At 40.4% G+C, this 19813-nt stretch carries 13 protein-coding genes and 1 pseudogene; all 14 read left to right on the forward strand.

Annotated features, from left to right (window positions below):
• Positions 1-32: 32 nt before the first annotated feature.
• A complete protein-coding gene (gene cobM / locus O1D97_RS16540; RefSeq protein WP_269127270.1) occupies positions 33-806 on the forward strand; it encodes a precorrin-4 C(11)-methyltransferase in 774 nt (257 codons plus the stop codon).
• A 103-nt stretch (positions 807-909) separates the two neighbouring features.
• Positions 910-1983: a cobalamin biosynthesis protein CobW gene (gene cobW, locus O1D97_RS16545; RefSeq protein ID WP_269127271.1), complete on the forward strand. Its 1074-nt coding sequence runs from the start codon at positions 910-912 to the stop codon at positions 1981-1983.
• Between the two features lie 11 nt (positions 1984-1994).
• Positions 1995-5869: pseudogene (cobN, locus tag O1D97_RS16550) on the forward strand (cobaltochelatase subunit CobN).
• Positions 5870-5935: 66 nt separating this feature from the next.
• Positions 5936-7150: a sirohydrochlorin chelatase gene (locus tag O1D97_RS16555; protein WP_269127272.1), complete on the forward strand. Its 1215-nt coding sequence runs from the start codon at positions 5936-5938 to the stop codon at positions 7148-7150.
• Between the two features lie 100 nt (positions 7151-7250).
• Positions 7251-8492 carry a sensor domain-containing diguanylate cyclase gene (locus O1D97_RS16560; RefSeq protein WP_269127273.1) on the forward strand — a complete coding sequence of 414 codons (1242 nt, stop codon included), beginning with the start codon at positions 7251-7253 and terminating at the stop codon, positions 8490-8492.
• 40 nt (positions 8493-8532) lie between these two features.
• Entirely contained in the window at positions 8533-8886 is a 354-nt protein-coding gene (locus O1D97_RS16565; protein WP_269127274.1) for a putative quinol monooxygenase, read from the forward strand.
• A gap of 65 nt (positions 8887-8951) precedes the next feature.
• Positions 8952-9641: a P-loop NTPase family protein gene (locus tag O1D97_RS16570; protein WP_269127275.1), complete on the forward strand. Its 690-nt coding sequence runs from the start codon at positions 8952-8954 to the stop codon at positions 9639-9641.
• Positions 9642-9856: 215 nt separating this feature from the next.
• Positions 9857-11761, forward strand: coding sequence for a PhoX family protein (locus O1D97_RS16575; protein WP_269127276.1), 1905 nt, complete (start codon positions 9857-9859; stop codon positions 11759-11761).
• Between the two features lie 336 nt (positions 11762-12097).
• Positions 12098-14512 carry an EAL domain-containing protein gene (locus O1D97_RS16580; protein WP_269127277.1) on the forward strand — a complete coding sequence of 805 codons (2415 nt, stop codon included), beginning with the start codon at positions 12098-12100 and terminating at the stop codon, positions 14510-14512.
• Between the two features lie 30 nt (positions 14513-14542).
• On the forward strand, positions 14543-15532 hold the full coding sequence (locus O1D97_RS16585; RefSeq protein WP_269127278.1) for a phospholipase A: 990 nt from the start codon (positions 14543-14545) through the stop codon (positions 15530-15532).
• A 102-nt stretch (positions 15533-15634) separates the two neighbouring features.
• Entirely contained in the window at positions 15635-16153 is a 519-nt protein-coding gene (locus O1D97_RS16590; protein ID WP_269127279.1) for a phosphatase PAP2 family protein, read from the forward strand.
• Positions 16150-17211, forward strand: a complete 1062-nt coding sequence (locus tag O1D97_RS16595; protein ID WP_269127280.1) for an MJ1255/VC2487 family glycosyltransferase — start codon at positions 16150-16152, stop codon at positions 17209-17211. Before O1D97_RS16590 ends, O1D97_RS16595 begins: the two co-directional genes overlap by 4 nt.
• 242 nt (positions 17212-17453) lie before the next feature.
• Positions 17454-18134 (forward strand): GTP cyclohydrolase I FolE, encoded by a 681-nt coding sequence (folE, locus tag O1D97_RS16600; RefSeq protein ID WP_269127281.1) that lies wholly within the window; start codon positions 17454-17456, stop codon positions 18132-18134.
• 223 nt (positions 18135-18357) lie between these two features.
• Entirely contained in the window at positions 18358-19812 is a 1455-nt protein-coding gene (locus O1D97_RS16605; protein WP_269127282.1) for a circularly permuted type 2 ATP-grasp protein, read from the forward strand.
• The last annotated feature ends 1 nt before the right edge of the window (position 19813 follow it).

A 19813-nucleotide genomic window follows, 5' to 3' on the forward strand; every position in this document is an offset into this window, starting at 1 on the left:
AAGCGGCGTTAAGCAGAGAGAGTAAGTACAAAATGAAAGTATACTTTATCGGTGCTGGGCCGGGTGATCCAGATTTAATGACTGTCAAAGCTGTGAAGACATTGAACCTTTGTCCTATTGTTTTGTATGCCGGTTCCTTGATTCCTAGAGAAGTCGTCGAAGGGGTTGAAGGATCGGCTGAGAGCATTATGGATACGGCGCAAATGAATCTCGATGAAACCACGGCGGTCATCGAAAAGGCCTTTAAAGAAGATAAAAATGTTGCCCGATTGCACTCTGGCGACCCTTCCTTATATGGGGCAACAGGTGAACAGATGCGACGTTTAGACCAACTGGGAATTGAATACGAGATTATTCCTGGGGTCAGTGCGGTTGCGGCATCAGCGGCGATGTTAAAAAAAGAATTAACCTTGTCAGGAGTTTCTCAGACCGTCATCATGACGCGTTATGAAGGTAAAACCCCATTCCCAGAGAGAGAGCGCTTGCCTGCCTTGGCTCAAAGTGGAGCGACGTTAGCCATCCATTTAGGGGTGACGCGCATTCATAAGATTGTTGATGAATTGATCCCTTATTATGGTGCTGATTGTCCGGTAGCGGTTTGTTACCGTACTAGTTGGCCAGATCAAGATTATGTTACTGGAACCTTGTCTGACATAGTGCAAAAAGTACGAGAGAAGAAATTCACTCGGACGAGTTTGATTTTGGTTGGGCATGTGTTGGATACCGAAGAGTTTGACGAGTCCTATTTGTACGATAAGGATCAGGCACATATATACCGTAAAGTGAAACATAAGAAAAAAGCCTAAAAGACACTAAACTCGTCAGGCATGGCAGATTAAAGACAGACATAACACACAATAATGGTGTGATTTAACCTATTCAATTCATTGAAATTTAAGAGTAGACAGCATGCAACTAAATAAAATTCCAACAACGATTGTTACTGGTTTTCTGGGGAGCGGTAAAACCACTTTATTATCTAACGTATTAAAGCAGGCGGCCGGTAAACGCATTGCCGTGATTGTGAATGAGTTTGGTGAACTGGACATTGATTCTGAACTGTTACGCTCTTGCCCATTAGACTGTGAAGAAGGTTCTGAGACGCGCTCGGAAGAAGGCTTTTATGAACTGGCGAATGGTTGTATTTGTTGCACCGTAGAAGAAGAGTTTTTACCGGTTATGAAGCAGCTGGTCGAGCGTCGTGATGATATTGATCATATTTTAATTGAAACCAGTGGTTTGGCTTTACCTAAGCCATTGGTGCAAGCATTTAATTGGCCTGGTATAAAAGAATATTGCACTGTGGATGCGGTCATCACGGTAGTGGATGGGCCTGCGGTAGCGGCAGGGCGTTTCGCTCATGATGCTGATAAAGTTCAAGCTCAACGTCTTGCTGATGAAAGTTTAGATCATGATCCAAGTTTACAAGAGTTACTCGATGATCAGCTGAGTGCGGCGGATCTTGTTGTTGTGAGTAAGAATGACTTACTTACGGACACTGAAAAAGCGGCCGTGGCGGAAATTATTGCCCATAAAGTACCCGCTAAAGTGAAAACGGCTTACATTGACCATGGTGTCGCTCCATTAGATATGTTGCTAGGTATGGAGTCAGCGACCGAAGCGCACATTAATCATATCCATAATCATCACGATCATCATCATGCTCATGGTGCAGAGCACGATCATGCCCATGATCATTTCGATTCTTTTGTTTTGTCGTTAGGGGAGGTCGATTCAAATGTGTTGCAAGCCGTATTAAATCAACTTGTAACAGAGAACAATATTTATCGAGTTAAAGGCTTTGCGGCGGTTGCAGGAAAACCAATGCGTCAGGTATTTCAGGTCGTTGGCGAGCGTCTAGAGCGCCATTTTGATCGTTTATGGACACCAGAAGAAGAGCGTAAAACGCAATTGGTGTTTATTGGTAAGGGGCTGAATAAAGTAGAAATTGAAGCCGCATTAGCAACGGCGATCGCAAACTAGGATTGTACTAAATGCATCTATTGGCAGCGAAACCAGGTGGCTTTGTTGATGATGAGGGGATTATCGACCTAGATCAAACGTCTGGCGATATTGTTCTTTTATCAGCTTCGGACAGTGTGTTGAATGCCTGCGCGTTAGCAATGGACGACATTAACCAAGCGGATTCTGAGTATCTCTTACCGAGCATTCGATTAGCCAATTGGATGCAATTATTAAAGCCTGCCGCCTATGATTTGTACGAAGATAGCGTATTAGAGCAGGCTAAGTTGGTTGTCGTTTCTCTGCTGGGTGGGGCGCACTATTGGCCCTATGGTTTTGAGCGTTTGGTGGCATGGTCAAAAGCCAAACCAGGACGTAGTTTGATTTTGGTTCCCGGTGATGATGCGTTAGATAACTCGCTTTTTGAGGCTTCTACAGTGACCACGAAAGTAGCAATGGATGTATGGCGCTATTTACGAGAAGGTGGCACGCGGAATACTCGCTCTTTATTACTGTTTCTTGCCTATCAATTAAATCCGCAGGCGTTGATTGAGTTATCAAATCCTGATGCTACATTGCACTACGACTCTCCAGCACCACTGCCTGCCTGTTTCGTCTATCACAAATCGCACTCTAGCAGTATTCAGGAGTGGCAAGCCGATCATGGTTTACGGCAAGCAGACGGCGTATTGTTGTTTTATCGCAGTCATGTTCAAAGTGGTAATACTCAGATGTTTGATGATCTGATGACTGTTTTTGCCTCTCAGGGGCTAAGCGTTATTACCTTAGCAATCCGGTCCTTAAAAGATGACATATCTCTGTCTATGGTTAACGAGGTGATTAATCGACTGTCTATTAAGGTGGTTTTAAACGCAACCGGTTTTGCCAGTAATCGAGTCGGAAGCCCTGATTTAGCGTCAGAACCGACGGACTTTCAATCCTCTTTTGATCGTGCTATTCCGGTATTGCAATTAATTTTATCCAGTAGTACGGAGGAAGATTGGTTAAGTCAGTTTCAGGGATTACGCAGTCGTGATATGGCCATGCAGGTGGTTTTGCCAGAAATGGATGGACGTATTGTGACCCGAGCCGTGAGTTTTAAGCAACATGCCGCTTACCATGAGCAAGGGCAAATTAATCTAGTTCAGTATGGAATGCATAAAGAGCGGGCTGAATTTGTCGCTGAACTGGCTAAAGCCTATTGCCGATTAAGTGAGAAAAACAATTCACAAAAACGCATTGCGTTAATATTGGCCAATTATCCTACAAAAGACGGCCGTATTGGTAATGGTGTGGGCTTAGATACGCCGGCCTCGACAATCAATATCCTATCGGCTCTGGAAGGTGCGGGTTACCCGATAGAAAATATTCCAGCGACCGGAAATGCTCTAATAGAAGAGCTGTTAGGTTCGATTACTAATAACCCAAATACGCTCCATGAAAGAGGCTGTTGGCAAAGTCTATCACTAAAGGATTATCAGCGTTATTTTGAGGCGTTGCCTGTTGCATCTCAACGGGCGGTTTTAGAACGCTGGGGACAGGCAGAAGACGACCATAAATGTCGTATGCAAAATGGTGAAGCGCGAATTATGTTGGCGGGGATTCGTCTCGGAGAAACCTTTGTGGGGATTCAACCTGCCCGGGGTTTTAATTTGGATCTGGCGGCAAATTATCATGATCCAGACTTGATACCACCTCACAGTTATTTAGCCTATTATTTTTGGTTACGGCATGTGTACCAAGTTGATGCCATTGTGCATGTGGGTAAGCACGGGAATCTAGAGTGGCTTCCAGGTAAAGGTGCGGCGCTGTCTGATCACTGTTGGCCGGATATCGTATTGGGTCCAATGCCACACTTTTATCCTTTTATTGTCAATGATCCGGGAGAGGGGGCTCAGGCAAAGCGTCGGGCGCAGGCGGTCATTATTGATCATCTTATGCCTCCTATGACAAGAGCGGAAACCTATGGCGAGTTGTTAGAGCTAGAAGGGCTAGTTGATGAATATTATCAAGCTCTGGGAATGGATGTTCGTCGAGAGAAATGGTTAAAAGAACAAATTTTAATGCTGGTGGAAAGTACTCATTTATTAGAAGAGATTGCCTTAGAGAAAGGCGCGGATGAGTGTCTTGTGTTGGAGAGTCTTGATACTTACTTATGTGAAATCAAAGAAGCACAAATTCGTCAGGGGCTACATATTTTAGGGCAACTACCAGAGGCTGAAAAACTGGCCGACACGCTAGTCGCATTATTACGATTACCCCGTGGAAGTACTTCAGAAAGCCAAGGCATTCTTCATAGTCTCGTTTCTGACTTGGGACTAATGGAAAAAGAACATGTGTTTGATCCTATGACGTCTTTGGCGACCCCTTGGTTGGGTGAACGACCTGATTGTTTGCAAGAATTAAGTGACGTAGCGTGGCGAACCAGTGCGGACACTAAAGAGCGGTTAGAATGGTTTGCGGAAACGCTTTGCCTTAAGTATTTAATTCAAGATGAAAGTGATGCATCATGGTTTTCAACTTTGCCTTTGACCATGCGCCTTCTTGAGCATGCCAAGCGCCGTTTGATGCCCTCATTAGTCAAAAGCGCTGTAGATGAATTACAGGCTTTATTGACCGGATTAAGTGGCGGCTTTATTCCTCCTGGTCCGAGTGGGGCTCCCACCCGTGGACGTTTAGATACTTTACCGACGGGACGTAATTTCTTTTCAGTTGATAATCGAGCGATACCTTCTCCTGCAGCTTGGGCTTTAGGGGAAAAATCGGCACAAGCGCTAATTGAACGGTATTTGCAAGAACATGGAGATTACCCAACTGAAGTTGGTTTATCGGTTTGGGGGACGGCCACCATGCGAACTGGCGGAGATGATATTGCTCAGGCTTTTGCCTTGATGGGCGTTCGTCCCATTTGGGCGCCTGGGTCAAATCGAGTGTCTGACTTTGAAGTCTTACCTTGCATGCTATTAGGGCGTCCAAGAGTTGACGTTACTTTAAGGGTTTCTGGATTCTTTCGTGATGCGTTTCCTAATGTGATGCGATTGTTTGATGCTGCTGTTCAGGCGATTGCTGATTTTATTGAGCCAGGTTCGGGAAATGTCATTCAACAGCATATTGCGGATCGTAAAACCCTTTTGATGACTCAAGGAATGGGGGATTCTGATGCTCAGCGACAAGCCAGTTATCGAGTGTTCGGAAGCAAACCTGGTGCTTATGGCGCAGGGTTACAAGGTCTAATTGATGAACGTTGCTGGGATTCAAAAGAAGACTTGGCTGAAGCGTATTTGAATTGGGGGGGTATGCTTATGACGGTAAAGCGGGTGATGGCGTTTTAGCTAGAAGTGCTTTATCTGACCGATTGTCTCGTCTGGATTTAGTGATGCAAAATCAAGATAATAGAGAGCATGATATTCTAGATTCAGATGACTACTATCAATTCCAAGGTGGAATGACCAATGCGGTTACCGTGTTAAAAGGAGACGCTCCGGACGTATTCCATAATGATCACTCCAATCCGTCTGTGCCTAAAATTCGCACCTTAAAAGAAGAGCTGAATCGAGTGATACGGACCCGGGTTCTTAATCCAAAATGGATCGATGCTATGCAAGAGCATGGTTATAAGGGGGCGTTTGAAATGGCTGCAACAGTAGATTATTTATTTGCTTATGATGCCACGACAGATTTGGTTGCAAATTATCAATATGAGCAAGTCTGCGATAGGCTACTGTTTAATGAGAAAAATCGAAACTTCTTAGAAAAAAATAATCCTCATGCATTAGAAGAAATGGCAGAGCGTTTACTTGAAGCGTGTCAGCGGGGGATGTGGACTGAGAGTGATGCAAAACAAGAGGCATTGCAGAATTTGCTATTAGATATTGATCATCAGCAAGAGCAAGTTCATCAAGACTAATAAGAACACCCTTTCTATAGTTTGAAAATTAACGCTTCTAAAAGAAGTGAATAATAAGAGACAGATATGATGAATCAAGACAATATAAAAAAAGGCATTATGATTTGTGGCCACGGTAGCCGCGATAAAGATGCGGAAAGAGAATTTGGGTTGGTCGCGGCGGGATTAAAAAAACGCTTCCCTAGCTTACCGGTTGAATATGGCTTTTTAGAGTTCTCTGCACCGAATATCCACATGGGATTAAATCGTCTCGTTGAGCAAGGTGTGAAAGAGATTTATGCCGTTCCGGGAATGCTTTTTGCGGCTACTCATGCAAAGAATGATATACCGTCTGTTTTGACAACTTATGAAGAAAAAAACAAAAACTTAACCGTCACTTATGGGCGTGAGTTGGGTCTTCAAGAAGATATGATCACTGCATTTCAGGCGCGTATTTATGAGTCATTGGGTCTTGATCCAGCGAATCCACCGGAGAGCTTGTATGATACTTTATTGGTTGTAGTTGGTCGTGGGACATCGGATACTCATGCGAATGCAGAAGCGGCTAAATTGACTCGTATTGTTAATGAAAATATGGGTTTTGGCTGGGCTGATACCGTCTATTCGGGAGTTACTTATCCTTCTGTAGGGGCGGGTTTAGATAAGCTGTTGAAGTTGGGTTATAAGCGCGTTGTTATTGCTCCTTATTTTTTATTCACAGGTCGTTTAATTAAGCGGATTCAAGGGTATGTTGAAAAAGTGGCGCAGGAAAATCCAAGTGTTGAGTTTATTCAAACCCCTTACTTGAGTGACCATAGTAAAGTGATTGACGCGTTTGAAAATCGCGTTAATGAAATTATGACTGGAGCTTTGGCGATGCAGGGCGAGACGTTAATGAGCTCATTTAAGCGTCGACTTGCCGCCGGTGAAGTGGATGTTCATCACCATCATGCTGAGTTTACGGACCCGCAAGACGATACTCAGGGCTTGTCTGCATCCGATCACGCCCATGATCACGAGCATTCACACAGCCATGATCATTCTCATGGTCACGAGCATTCACACAGCCATGATCATTCTCATGGTCACGAGCATTCACACAGCCATGATCACTCTCATAGTCACGAGCATTCGCACAGTCATGGTGTTTATAAACATATAGGTCATCCAGAAGGACCAAGAACCATGATTGGTGAAGGCATTTGCTGCTGCTTTATGGGACAGTTCACAGAGGAAATTTTAGCCGAGGAAAGAGATAAGATTGAAGCAGATTGTAATAAAACGGCTTTTGCCCATAAATAAAATGGCTTTTAAATTAATATCTCTTAAAATAAAAAAATTTGTTAAAACGCGTTGTTTGTTGCTACTTTAAACGAGCGTTTAATTATTATTAGGTTTTTAAATGATTGAAAATCCTCTTTCTTTGATGAGTTCAAGTTACGGTATAATTGTACACCGTGACTTTAAACCGCTGTACGTTGATGAGCAATGTGCTTTTCTTTATGGTTTTGAGTCATCGAAAGAACTTGAAGCATTCGATTCATTGCTATTATTAATTGACGAAAGTGATCGCTCTGTAGCGCAACAGATGTATAAAGAAATCATGTCTGGAAAGAGGAAACCTCAAGTTCAAAGCTATAAAAACCTAGACAGGTACGGTGCTGTTAAACACATTTTGAGCATTGATCATATCGTCGACTGGGAAGGAGAACCGGCTTTACAAGTGTCTATTATTGATATGACACCTCAAGTAGAGGCTGAAAATCGGTTAAGAGCCAGTGAGCAAAGGTTTCGAGATCTAGTAGAAGGCTCAATTCAAGGTATGGTTATCCACAGTAATTTTAAGCCACTTTTTGTTAATCAGGCTTATGTGGATATGCTGGGGTACGATACGATAGAAGAGCTTCTGAGCTTGCCTTCTATTGAAATATTTTTTGTGGGTGAGGATGTTTATCGTGCTTCAAAAAGAGCAAAGAACATTCTTGATGGCAGAACAGATAAGCAAAGGACTCGTCATTTTAGTCGTAAGAAAAATGGTGATGTGATTTGTGTTGAACTGGTCGAAAGAGTGATTATCTGGGATGAAAAAGAAGTGATTCAAACCGTATTAATTGATGTTACTGAACAGGTATTGCTTGAAAAACAATTAATTGAAACGGCAAACACAGATGGTTTAACAGAACTGCATAATCACCGGTTTTTAATTGATTCCTTTGAGGCTTTTTTTTCCTCTACTGATACATCCATGATCGCTTGTATTTTATTAGACCTTGACCGCTTTAAAGTCATTAATGATACCTATGGTCATTTGATTGGTGATGATGTTTTACGACGCTTTGCTTCTATTTTAAAGGAAGTTGTCGGTAGTTTAGGTATTGTGGGTCGTTATGGAGGAGAAGAGTTTTTAGTGTTACTCCCCAAACTAGGTATTGAAGAGGCGATTAGCATCGCGAACCAAATTTGTGAAAAAACGCGTACAAGCCCGTTATCTTCTGATAAAGGCGATATTTATTTCACAGTAAGTGCGGGTGCAGTACAGCAAAAGGAAAGCGACCAATCAGTACATCAAATAATTGATCGTGCCGATCAGGGGTTGTATCAAGCAAAATTAAACGGTCGTGATCAAGTCGTTGTTATGGATTAGATCCCCTTAAAGATAATATATCGATTTATTGGAATATCAAATGTCAAAAAAAGTGTATTGCATTGCTCAATTTAAGCCAAAGCTTGGAAAGGAAAAAGAGTTATTCTCCGTATTACAATCTTTGGAGCCAAATACATTACGGGAAGAGGGCTGTTTACAATATATCGTTACTCGCCATATTTTGAGTCCATTTGCGGAAGGTCAGAGTTTTCCTATTGTATTTAACGAAATATGGGCGGATATGGCGGCCTTTGAAGCTCATTGTCAGAGAAAAGAGGTTATGAATTTCTTTGAAACGTATTGTGCTGCTGAGGATGGCCTTGCAGAAGACTGGAATGTTAGTGTGTATTCTGATGAGCCAGAGCAATATGATGCTCCCGTAATAGAAGCATAAATACCGTTTTCATAAACTCATTTTAATGAGAAAAACCATTCTAGATTATTTAAGTTGAGGATTTCATGAGCAAAGTGCATTTTATCGGTGGCGAAAAAGGCGGTGTTGGTAAGTCCATGACGTCAAGATTGCTAGCTCAATATTATATTGACAAAGAGGTTCCATTTTTAGGGTTTGACTGTGATTCTTCCCATGGTACTTTTTCTCGTTTTTATTCTGAGTTTGCTTCTCCCGTTATTGTCGGTGAGGAAGACAGCCTTGACGGAATGTTAATGGCTATTGAAGAAAATCCAGAGCATGATCTGATCATTGATTTGGCCGCGCAAACCTCCCAATCTTTAGGAAAATGGATTGAAGAGACTGACGTCTTTGAGTTATTAGATGAGATGGGTTGTCAAGTGTATCTTTGGCATGTAATGGATGACGGGGCGGACTCGGTCACATTATTGGACATCCTTTTAGATAAATACACCAAATCTGGTGTTGCTTTTGTCGTGGTTCAAAATCTAGGCCGAGGAGACAATTTTACTCGCTTTCATAAATCGGCGACTTATCAAAAAGCCGTTGATAGAGAAGCTGAGTTCTTCGAACTGGCTAAATTACAAACTAAACTGACTCAAAAAATTGACTTTAATAATTCAAGTTTCTGGGCTGTGGCAAATGATAGACGTTTAATGAATATTGCTGAAAGGCAACGTATGAAAATTTGGTTAAAGCATGGTTATACCCAATTAGATATGTTGTTAAAAGAGTAAGCTTGTTTTCCCTACTACGGGTTTTTGTCTAAAAGCCCGTTTATTCTCTTCTGCTATTTGTCTCTTATTGCCTAGCAATAGGTGCGTTTAGTGAACCATTATTCTCATTTCATAAAACTGTCACCAGCTTGACATATTCTTCAATTAGATTTATTGCCAGCCTAAGTGCATGCGGCTGCCACTTACTAATTTAATTCTGTTTGGAGTAATGAGAGATGACCATAAAAAGCAATTTTGAAATTGGTTTTGACGAGTTTGATGAAATGGTTCGTCCAGCACCTGCTGTTGTCGATTTTGATACGATTACTGAAGCGGCTATGTCACGCCGTTCATTTCTAGGTGGTGGGGTTGCTTTTGGCGCAAGTGCATTTGTTATGGGGTCAACGGCCTTGTCAGTCACTAATGCTGTTGCAGCGGATCATAAACAGAGTCGATTAGCTTTTGAAATGGTTAAAGCGAATACGCTTGATACTGTGACCGTGCCAAAAGGGTATAGTTGGCAAGTCGTGGCTTCATGGGGGGATCCGCTTTGGTCGAAAGCTCCAAGTCTTGATACATCAACGGGTGGTACAGGTGAATCCCAAGAGATGGCTTTTGGTGATCACAATGATGGCATGGCACTCTTTAGACATAATGGTAAAACTATCCTCGCGGTTAACAATGAATACACGAATTACAATACTTTATTAGCAAATCGTGAAGGTGGTATTCCAACAACTTCGGATGATATTCGTAAATCGAAAGCCGCTCATGGCGTGTCTGTTGTTGAAGTCAGCCAAACGGAAGGTAAATGGCATATTGTTAAAGACTCTAAATACAATCGTCGTATTACTGCTGAGACAGAAATGTCCATAACCGGCCCTGCTCGTGGTCATAAATTGATGCAGACGGCTGCAGACCCAAAAGGAGAGGTCGCAAAAGGGACTTGGAATAATTGTGGTAATGGACAAACGCCATGGGGCACGTATTTAACCTGTGAAGAAAATTTCAACGGCTATTTTTCATCAAGTGATAAAGATTATAAGGTAAGTCCAGAACTAAGCCGTTATGGTGTTAATGTGAAGGACAGTGGTTATAGATGGGCTATGGCAGATGATCGTTTTGATCTGGTTAAAACCCCAAATGAACCAAACCGCTTTGGTTATATCGTTGAAATTGATCCAACTGACCCAAATTCTATGCCGAAAAAGCGTACAGCATTAGGTCGCTTTAAACATGAAAACGCGGAAGTGACAGTGGCAGCAAATGGCCACGTGGTTGTTTATTTAGGCGATGATGAGCGAGGCGAGTTTTTATACCGCTTTGTTTCTGAAGGTAAGTATACGGTGGGTGGTGATCATTCAGAATTGCTTGCTAAAGGTACTTTATTTGTTGCGAAATTCCATGAAAATCATAAAGGTGAATGGCTGCCCCTAACTCCTGAAACCACATCCATGACGGAAGCTGAAATTGCTATCCATACTCGTTTGGCCGCTTCAAAGGTTGGTGCGACAACAATGGATCGCCCTGAGTGGGTCGCTGCGAATCCTAACAAGGTAGAAGCTTATTGCTGCTTAACGAATAATAAGAATCGTGGACTGAAGACTAATGCTGGTGGTGATGCAACGCCTCCTACAGGACCAAATCCAAGGGTGAAAAATAATTTTGGACAAATCGTTCGTTGGAAACCTACGAATGAAGATCATACTTCGAACGCTTTTGATTGGGATTTGTTTTTGTTAGCAGGTAACCCCGCCGTTTATGATGATGCTAATGCTGGTTCAAGCAATATCAATCAGGATAATATGTTTAATTCTCCAGATGGTCTTAAATTCGATTCAAAAGGCTTGTTATGGATTCAGACTGATGGAAACTATTCAAATAAAGAGGGATTTGCTGGTCAAGGCAACAATCAAATGCTGGTTGCGGATACTGAGACAGGCGAGATTCGCCGCTTTTTAGTGGGACCAAAAGAATGTGAAATTACCGGTTCTGCTTGGAGTGCGGATAAAAAGACAATGTTTATCAGCGTTCAGCATCCAGGTGAGAAAGGCAATTCTAACTGGCCTGATGGAGGTAACTCAGCCCCTCGTTCCAGCGTCATAGCGATTTCTCGTGATGACGGTTCTGTTATTGGATAACGGTATAGTTGTTTTAAAATGCCACTTCTGAGTAATTAGAAGTGGCATTTTTTATGGTAAAAAGAAAAAGAAGCGACTATTTTATTATACGGTGTATTTGTATTCTATGCAGGTGTATTAAGTCAGAAGGGGTCCTGCTTAGTGAGTTTATACTATGGTCAAGAGTTATAACTATAGTGTATAGTTTATATGTCTTAAGCGTTGTGTTAGTCGTGTCGATTAAAAGATTACTTTGGGTATAAAAGACATTTCATTTTAGCTTTATATCTGTTAAGTATATTGATTTAGAAAGGTTTATCTGAAAAATAACAACTTTTACATTTTAGGGAGAGTCGGTTGCAACTCGCTTTCACTCGTTCATTGTTTGGTAAACAAGCGATTGCTACATTTCTTGTGGCGGTAATACTCAGTCTTGTTGTAAGTGCCATAACATTTTCTTCAAACTTAAGCTCAAGTCGTGAAGCGATTACGCAAGAATTTAATGCGTTGTTATCCGTTATTGAAAAGCCTGCTGTTCAAGCTGCATTCAGGATTGATGAGGTGCTTGCTCAACAACAAATAGATGGGTTAATGCAAAATAAGTACCTATTAAAAGCGGAAATGTTAGATGAAGACGGTAAAATTTTTGCTTCCAGCTCAAGACATGCTCAACATTCTCGTTTTTATACAGAAATGGCGAATTGGTTGCTACCTGAGATTGATCAATTTGAGCTGGTTTTAAGGTTTGAAGATCGTAGTGTCATGCTAGGTAAAATAATACTAACGGCTGACAGAGAATCTCTAATCGAAGAAGTGTTACAAAAAAACATTTTATTATTGATTAGTTCATTAATAAAAGACATTTTTTTGGCTTCCATCATATCCTTGTTTTTCTATTATCTAGTTACCAACCCGTTACAAATTTTAACCGCAACGTTGAGTGACTCAAGCCGAAAATCTATGAATACATTGCCTGCTTTATCTCCTCCTGGCCATGAGAATGATGAGTTAGGTGAGTTAAGTCGAGTGTTTACTAATGTCTGGCAAAAACTATCAGATACCCATGTTGCACTTGAATACAATATTATTCATACAAAAGCGATAATTTCACATGCTGGTGATGCTATTTTTTTAGTGGAAGAGGATGGCCGAATCTGCTTAGTGAATAAGGCTAGCGAAAAACTCATTGGGCGTTCAGAAGAAAGGTTGCTAGGTTGCTATATGGAAGAATTCCATACAGAAAAAGACTGGGAGTACTTTAATGACCTTTTGCTTTCTTTAGGGCTTGACCAGCCTCTGACATTGGAAACACATTACCTTTCAGACAACGGCATAAAAATACCCGTTGAAATACGATTAATTAAATATAAATTACAGCATAAAGTGGAAGTGCTTCTATTAGTACGTGATATTTCTGCTCGTAAAGAAGCTGAAAATAGAATCAATCGCTTGGCTTTTTATGACCCTCTTACTCAGTTGCCTAACCGAAGGTATTTACTTGATAAACTAGATAGTTTTAATCAGTCCACAAATGAAGTTAAGAGAACTGGGGCATTGTTCTTTTTAGATTTGGATAGGTTTAAAAATATCAATGATTCTCTTGGCCATAATGTGGGTGATAATTTATTACGTTTAGTTGCCACTGATTTGGAAGGTGTGACTCGCAATGAGATGGTAACAGCTCGCCTTGGTGGTGATGAGTTCGTTATGTTATGGCCAAATATTGAAGGGAGTGAGGAGTTTGTATCTGAAAAAGTGGGGCATTTTGCTCAAGAAATCATTAATGTTTGTTCTCTGCCTAAGAAAGTTGGTTTTCATGAGTTACATATTACCGTAAGTATCGGTATCACGATGTTTAATGATGTTGAATACGATTCCACTCTCTTACTAAAACAAGCGGATACTGCCTTATATAAAGCTAAAGATGCAGGTAGAAATACGTATCGTTTCTATTCTCCAGAAATGCAAGCAATGAGTGATGAAAGGATGTTAATGGATAAGGCTATGCATGATGCCATTGATAACAAAGAATTCGAATTGTATTTTCAACCTCAAAATTCATTTGATGGTTCATGTATTGGTGCTGAGGTGCTAATACGTTGGCCACGAGTCGATGGCTCTTTTACTCCACCTGGTGTGTTTATTCCATTAGCAGAAGAAATCGGTTTAATAACGGGTATTGGTGATTGGGTAATGGAGGAATCATTTAGGCAGCTTTCCATTTGGATAAAGGAAGGATTTTGGCAATCTCATTGGAAGTTATCAATTAATGTGAGCGCCATTCAATTTCAACAGGCTGAGTTTCTTGTTGCTCTAGAAATGCTACTTACGAAATATGCACTATCAGCAAAACTTATTGATTTAGAAATCACGGAAAGTATGTTGTTAGGAGACTTAACAGTTAGTCGTAAAAAGATGAATAAGATAAGGGAGCTGGGAGTATTTTTATCAATTGATGATTTCGGTACAGGCTATTCGTCCTTAAAATACCTGAAGACCCTGCCTATTAATCGATTGAAAATCGATCAGTCTTTTGTCAGGGATTTATTGATTGATAGCAGTGATGCCGCCATAATTGCCGCGATTATTGCCATGGCAAAGGCGCTGGATATAGAAGTTATTGCCGAAGGTGTTGAAACAGAGGAACATTACTGCGAATTACAACATATGGGATGCGATCGTTTCCAGGGGTATTATTTTGGTCGACCGATGCCTGCTGTTGAGTTTGTGAAAAATTTCTCTGTTACTTCCGATCCAACTAAATATATTTAACTAGATATTGATAAAAAGAGTATAGGCGTGATGGTTAAAAAAATTGTATTTGCTCTTTTGTCTTCGTTTGTAGTATTTGCTAACGCTGAGTCTGAGATTCTTCCATTTAAGGATGATACGACTCCGAATGAAAGCTCTTTTGTGAATGATAGTTTAATACCTGCGTTAAATAATTTAGGTGATGAGCCTGAACGGCCTCCTACGATTAGTGAACGAGCTAAATTATCTGATGGTTTATTGGAGCAGAGGGTTCGTAGAGAGAGCGCAACGACATCAAATCCATTTGTGATTACTCCCCATAGACCCAACTATTTTTTACCTTTAGCTTATACCCATGATCCGAATTCTCGTAACCAATCTGAAGACAGCCTTTCTGAAGAAAGTTTAGACAGCCTTGAATTTAAATTTCAAATTAGTTTAAAGTTTCCCGTGTCGACCAATGTGTTAAATACGAATACCAGTTTGTGGTTTGCCTACACCCAACAGGCTTATTGGCAAGCATATAACTCAGAAATTTCAGCTCCCTTCCGAGATACCAATCACGAACCTGAAGTATTTCTTCTTTATCAAGTGAAGGAAGCGGGTGGCTTTACGCCTAAGTACGTTAGTTTTGGTATTAATCATCAATCAAATGGTCGAGTAGAGCCTTTTTCTCGGTCTTGGAATCGCATTTTTGCAGAGTTTCTTTTCGAACATGAAAATACGGTATTATCGATCAAACCTTGGTACCGTTTACCTGAAAGTCGTGAAGATGATGATAATCCTAATATTGAGAAATACTTGGGGTATGGTGAGTTAAATCTGGTTCATGTTATCGATGACTATAGTATTGATTTGATGTTAAGAAATAACTTACGTACGGATAATAAAGGCGCTATACAGTTAGGCTTTACTTTCCCTGCCTGGGGGAAAATACGAGGTTACGTGCAATATTTTAATGGTTATGGGCAATCCTTATTGGACTACAATAACAAAACGCAAAGCCTAGGTATTGGTGTCACTCTTACCGATTGGCTGTGATGAACGCTTTTTTTAGTTTTTCATAAAACGGTCATTTTTCTGTCTCTTTTTAGTCATTATTTTCTTCTAACCTGACTAAAGAATGAATATGAGACAGTAGCTATGGCGGTATTAAAGCGAATCCACCACTTAGATGTTTTAGCCTTTTATTGGTGTATGGCTCGTAAACGTAGGGTATTTTTTACCAATGTTAGCCGTAAAGTATCATTTACAGCGGACGGGCCTTTTTATGCTCTGATTGCTGCACTTTTATATTTTTATGATCAATCTCAGTGGTTGATTGCTTTATTGAGTGCCTTCTTATTAGAAAGGTGTTTGTATTTTTTAGCAAAAAACAGTTTTAAGCGCCATCGCCCAGCCGAAGCATTAGATAATTTCAAAAGTTTTATTCGCCCATCCGATCACTTTTCTTTTCCATCAGGACATACTTCTGGTGCCTTTCTTATTGCGTATTTTTTGTCTGAATGGATCCCAGAATTGAATGTATGCTGGTATTTTTGGGCATTAAATATTGCATTTTCTAGAGTTTTTTTAGGGGTTCATTTTCCTACCGATACTGTGATGGGCGCGGTGCTTGGTTCTGGTTGCGCATTTATTGCTATTGGAGTTTTAATCGGATGAAGATATTGTATGGTGTGCAAGCGACGGGTAATGGTCATATTTCAAGGGCGAGAGCGTTAGCGCCATTATTGAATAAATTAGGAGTAGACGTCACTTATCTATTCTCAGGCAGAGAGCCGAAAGACTTTTTTGACATGGAGATCTTTGGTGATTATAAAGTTAAGACGGGGTTAACGTTCCAATCTAATAATGGTTCATTGAATCTCTTTGATACCTTAAGCAAAGCTCAGTTAGCTCAATTTGTGAAAGATGTGACGTCTTTAGATTTAAGTGAGTATGATTTATTGGTCTCTGACTTTGAGCCTATTGTTTCATGGGCCGCAAAAGTGAATAAGAGAGAGTGCATTGGAATAGGGCATCAATATGCCTTTTTGTTTGATATTCCAAGGCATAGAAGTTTGTTTGGGGCATTTCTATTTAAATGGTTTGCCCCTGCAAGTAAGCAAGTTGGGCTTCATTGGAGTCCTTTTAATTACCCTATTCTTCCTCCGATAGTAATGAAGCATGCGGCTACTGAAACGGTTGACCCTAAAAAAGTACTGGTCTATCTACCTTTTGAATCATCTACTGTAATGATAGATACATTGAGAGCGGTAAAGGAATATGAGTTTTTAATGCATTGTAAAGACATTAAACCTGGTCAATACGATAATGTGACTGTGCATCCATTTGGACTTGAGTTATTTCAAAAAAACTTGCACCAATGCCAATCCGTATTATGTAACGCGGGTTTTGAATTAAACTCAGAAGCATTAAAATTGGGAAGGAGAATTTTGGTGAAGCCTTTGCATGGACAAGTTGAACAGCATTCGAATGCTATTGCTTTAGATGTTTTAGGGTTAGCACAAACGACGAATGTTTTAACGGCCGAAGTTATACATTCTTGGTTGGAAACATTAAAACCAATACAAATAGATTACCCTGATACCGCGAGTTATTTAGCTGATTGGTTAGCTGATGGTGCACAAAAACCGATACCTAGCATGGCGAAAGAGCTGTGGTCTCAAGTTGATGGGATTGATTATGAGGAACTTGATTTATTTGTTACCTCTACTTAATACCGTTTAAAATTAACGCATTTTGATCATAAAAAAAGCAAGGGTTATACGTTCTTATCTATATCTAGCAAGGTGACTTATTCTTAATACGACGGAATAGAATATTTTTTGTCGGCTAGACGCCATCAATGAGCATAATAAGGTGAATTCAAAGGGGATTCGACTGTACAATGTGGAAAAGACTCAGATCATTTTATTGATTTGACGTTGTGCCATATTACAGCTTTGTTAGGATATTTATTATGCAAACAGCGACAGCCACTCTGAACTCCCTTTCTGTTGTACCGACTGCTGAAGCCTTGAAGGTTAGAGATGCTTTAATTAAGCATGGGTTGGAAACCCCCATGATTGATAATGGCTTAACTACGGAAGAGAAATATCAACGTATTAAGCATGCGTTTGAAGATGTCGTAACAACGTTAGGTCTGGATTTATCTGATGACAGTTTAGCTGAAACCCCCCATCGTATTGCAAAAATGTACGTCAAAGAAATTTTCTCAGGATTAGATTACGGACAATTCCCTAAAATTACCGTTATCGATAATAAGATGAAAGTAGATGAGATGGTAAAAGTTTGCGATATTAGCTTTACCAGTACTTGCGAACATCATTTCGTTACCATTGATGGTCTGGCTAAAGTTGCGTATCTACCAAAAAATAAAATTATAGGCTTATCTAAGATAAATCGTATTGTTCGTTTTTTTGCTCAACGTCCGCAAGTGCAAGAACGTCTTACTCAGCAAATTTTAGTTACGCTGCAGGCAATGCTTGAAACGGATAATGTGGCGGTTAGTATTGTGGCAACACATTATTGTGTCAAAGCGAGAGGTGTTATGGATGCGAGCTCATCAACACAGACAACGGCCTTAGGGGGATTGTTTAAGTCTAGTGATAAAACTAGAGCCGAGTTTTTAGCGAAATAAACCATTTAAATACGTACTTTTTTGGCAGGTTAGCGATCTTTTTCTGATTTCATTCTATGGCTTGATAATTGCTTTATATAAATCAATGAGATAATTAAGTTGATTAAATCCATTGGATGGGGTAATTATTCTTATATAAAACTCATGAATAGTGTAAATAAATATAAAATGATGTGCCGGATAGGCTCAAGCCTGAGCAGTCATAATAAGAGGGCTAAGAGGTATGAAAGTAAATTGGAAAGAGTACGATTCGAATGATTTTTTTGATGAACTTATTACTGAATCACAGGAGCCAAGAGCGCCGTCCAAGAAGTTAGTCAATTACTTGTCGTCTCTAGAAGTGGATGAACTAGAAAAAAGGCGATTAATGGCTGAAGCCACTATTCAAGAAATGGGGGTTAGTTTTACGGTTTACACTGAGGAAGGCAACATCGATAGGGCTTGGCCTTTTGATATTATACCAAGAACAATTTCTGCTGCTGATTGGAAAATAGCTGAAGCAGGTTTAAAGCAAAGGCTTACTGCACTTAATCTCTTCATAAACGATCTATACCATGATCAAAATGTCATTAAAGATGGCATCATTCCTGAACATATTATTAAAGACTCTAAAAACTTCCGTCCAGAGTGTGTCGGGATCTCGCCTCCTTTTGGTGTTTGGGCTCATATTTGTGGCACTGATTTAGTGCGTGCTGGTGAAGGCCAGTTTTATGTCTTAGAGGATAATTTACGGGTTCCATCTGGTGTGTCGTACATGCTAGAAAATAGAGCCATAACAAAAAGAGTCTTACCAGAGCTTTTTGAAAACGATACTATTTTGCCAATCGATGACTATACGTCTAAGTTGTTTGATATGTTGGCGGCACTTTCCCCAAGAAATATAGAAGTACCTGAGATAGTGGTATTGACTCCCGGTATTTTTAACTCGGCCTATTTCGAACATGCCTTTTTAGCTCAACAAATGGGTGCAGAGTTGGTAGAAGGTAGTGATCTGTTTGTCGGTGACGATGATTGCGTTTATATGAAAACCATTGCTGGTCCAGAGCGTGTTGATGTTATTTATCGACGTATTGATGATCTCTTTATTGATCCGGAAGCGTTTGATCCTAACTCTGTATTAGGGGTTCCAGGGTTAATGAGAGCATGGCAAAAAGGCAATGTCGCGTTGGCTAATGCACCTGGTGCCGGTGTTGCTGACGATAAAGTGGTTTATGCCTATGTCCCTGAAATTATAAAATATTATTTAAATGAAGAACCAATTCTTGCAAATGTAGAAACGTTTTTATGTGATGATCCTGAGCAGCGAGAATATGTTTTAGATAATCTTGATAAACTCGTTATCAAACCCGCCAATGAGTCTGGTGGGTATGGCATGCTTGTCGGGCCGCACTCTACTAAGAAAGATCAAGCTTTATTTGCAGACTTGATTAAGTCGAATCCTCGAAATTATATTGCGCAACCAACATTAAAGTTATCAACATCACCTACACTTATAAGTAAAGGCGTTATTGAACCAAGGCATTTAGATTTACGACCATTTATATTACAAAGTAAAGACACTTATGTGACCACTGGTGGCTTAACTCGTGTAGCGATGAAAAAAGGCTCCCTTGTGGTGAATTCTTCTCAAGGCGGTGGTAGTAAAGATACTTGGATTGTTGACTTGGAGGCTGAATAAG

It is taken from the genome of Marinomonas phaeophyticola, from assembly GCF_026966905.1.
GTDB lineage: Bacteria > Pseudomonadota > Gammaproteobacteria > Pseudomonadales > Marinomonadaceae > Marinomonas > Marinomonas phaeophyticola.

Coding starts and splice junctions, on each gene's coding strand:
- O1D97_RS16590 (WP_269127279.1), top strand. CDS start 15,635: ATGGCGGTATTAAAGCGAATCCACCACTTAGATGTTTTAGCCTTTTAT.
- folE (WP_269127281.1), top strand. CDS start 17,454: ATGCAAACAGCGACAGCCACTCTGAACTCCCTTTCTGTTGTACCGACT.
- O1D97_RS16560 (WP_269127273.1), top strand. CDS start 7,251: ATGATTGAAAATCCTCTTTCTTTGATGAGTTCAAGTTACGGTATAATT.
- O1D97_RS16555 (WP_269127272.1), top strand. CDS start 5,936: ATGATGAATCAAGACAATATAAAAAAAGGCATTATGATTTGTGGCCAC.
- O1D97_RS16575 (WP_269127276.1), top strand. CDS start 9,857: ATGACCATAAAAAGCAATTTTGAAATTGGTTTTGACGAGTTTGATGAA.
- O1D97_RS16605 (WP_269127282.1), top strand. CDS start 18,358: ATGAAAGTAAATTGGAAAGAGTACGATTCGAATGATTTTTTTGATGAA.
- O1D97_RS16595 (WP_269127280.1), top strand. CDS start 16,150: ATGAAGATATTGTATGGTGTGCAAGCGACGGGTAATGGTCATATTTCA.
- O1D97_RS16585 (WP_269127278.1), top strand. CDS start 14,543: ATGGTTAAAAAAATTGTATTTGCTCTTTTGTCTTCGTTTGTAGTATTT.
- cobM (WP_269127270.1), top strand. CDS start 33: ATGAAAGTATACTTTATCGGTGCTGGGCCGGGTGATCCAGATTTAATG.
- O1D97_RS16565 (WP_269127274.1), top strand. CDS start 8,533: ATGTCAAAAAAAGTGTATTGCATTGCTCAATTTAAGCCAAAGCTTGGA.
- cobW (WP_269127271.1), top strand. CDS start 910: ATGCAACTAAATAAAATTCCAACAACGATTGTTACTGGTTTTCTGGGG.
- O1D97_RS16570 (WP_269127275.1), top strand. CDS start 8,952: ATGAGCAAAGTGCATTTTATCGGTGGCGAAAAAGGCGGTGTTGGTAAG.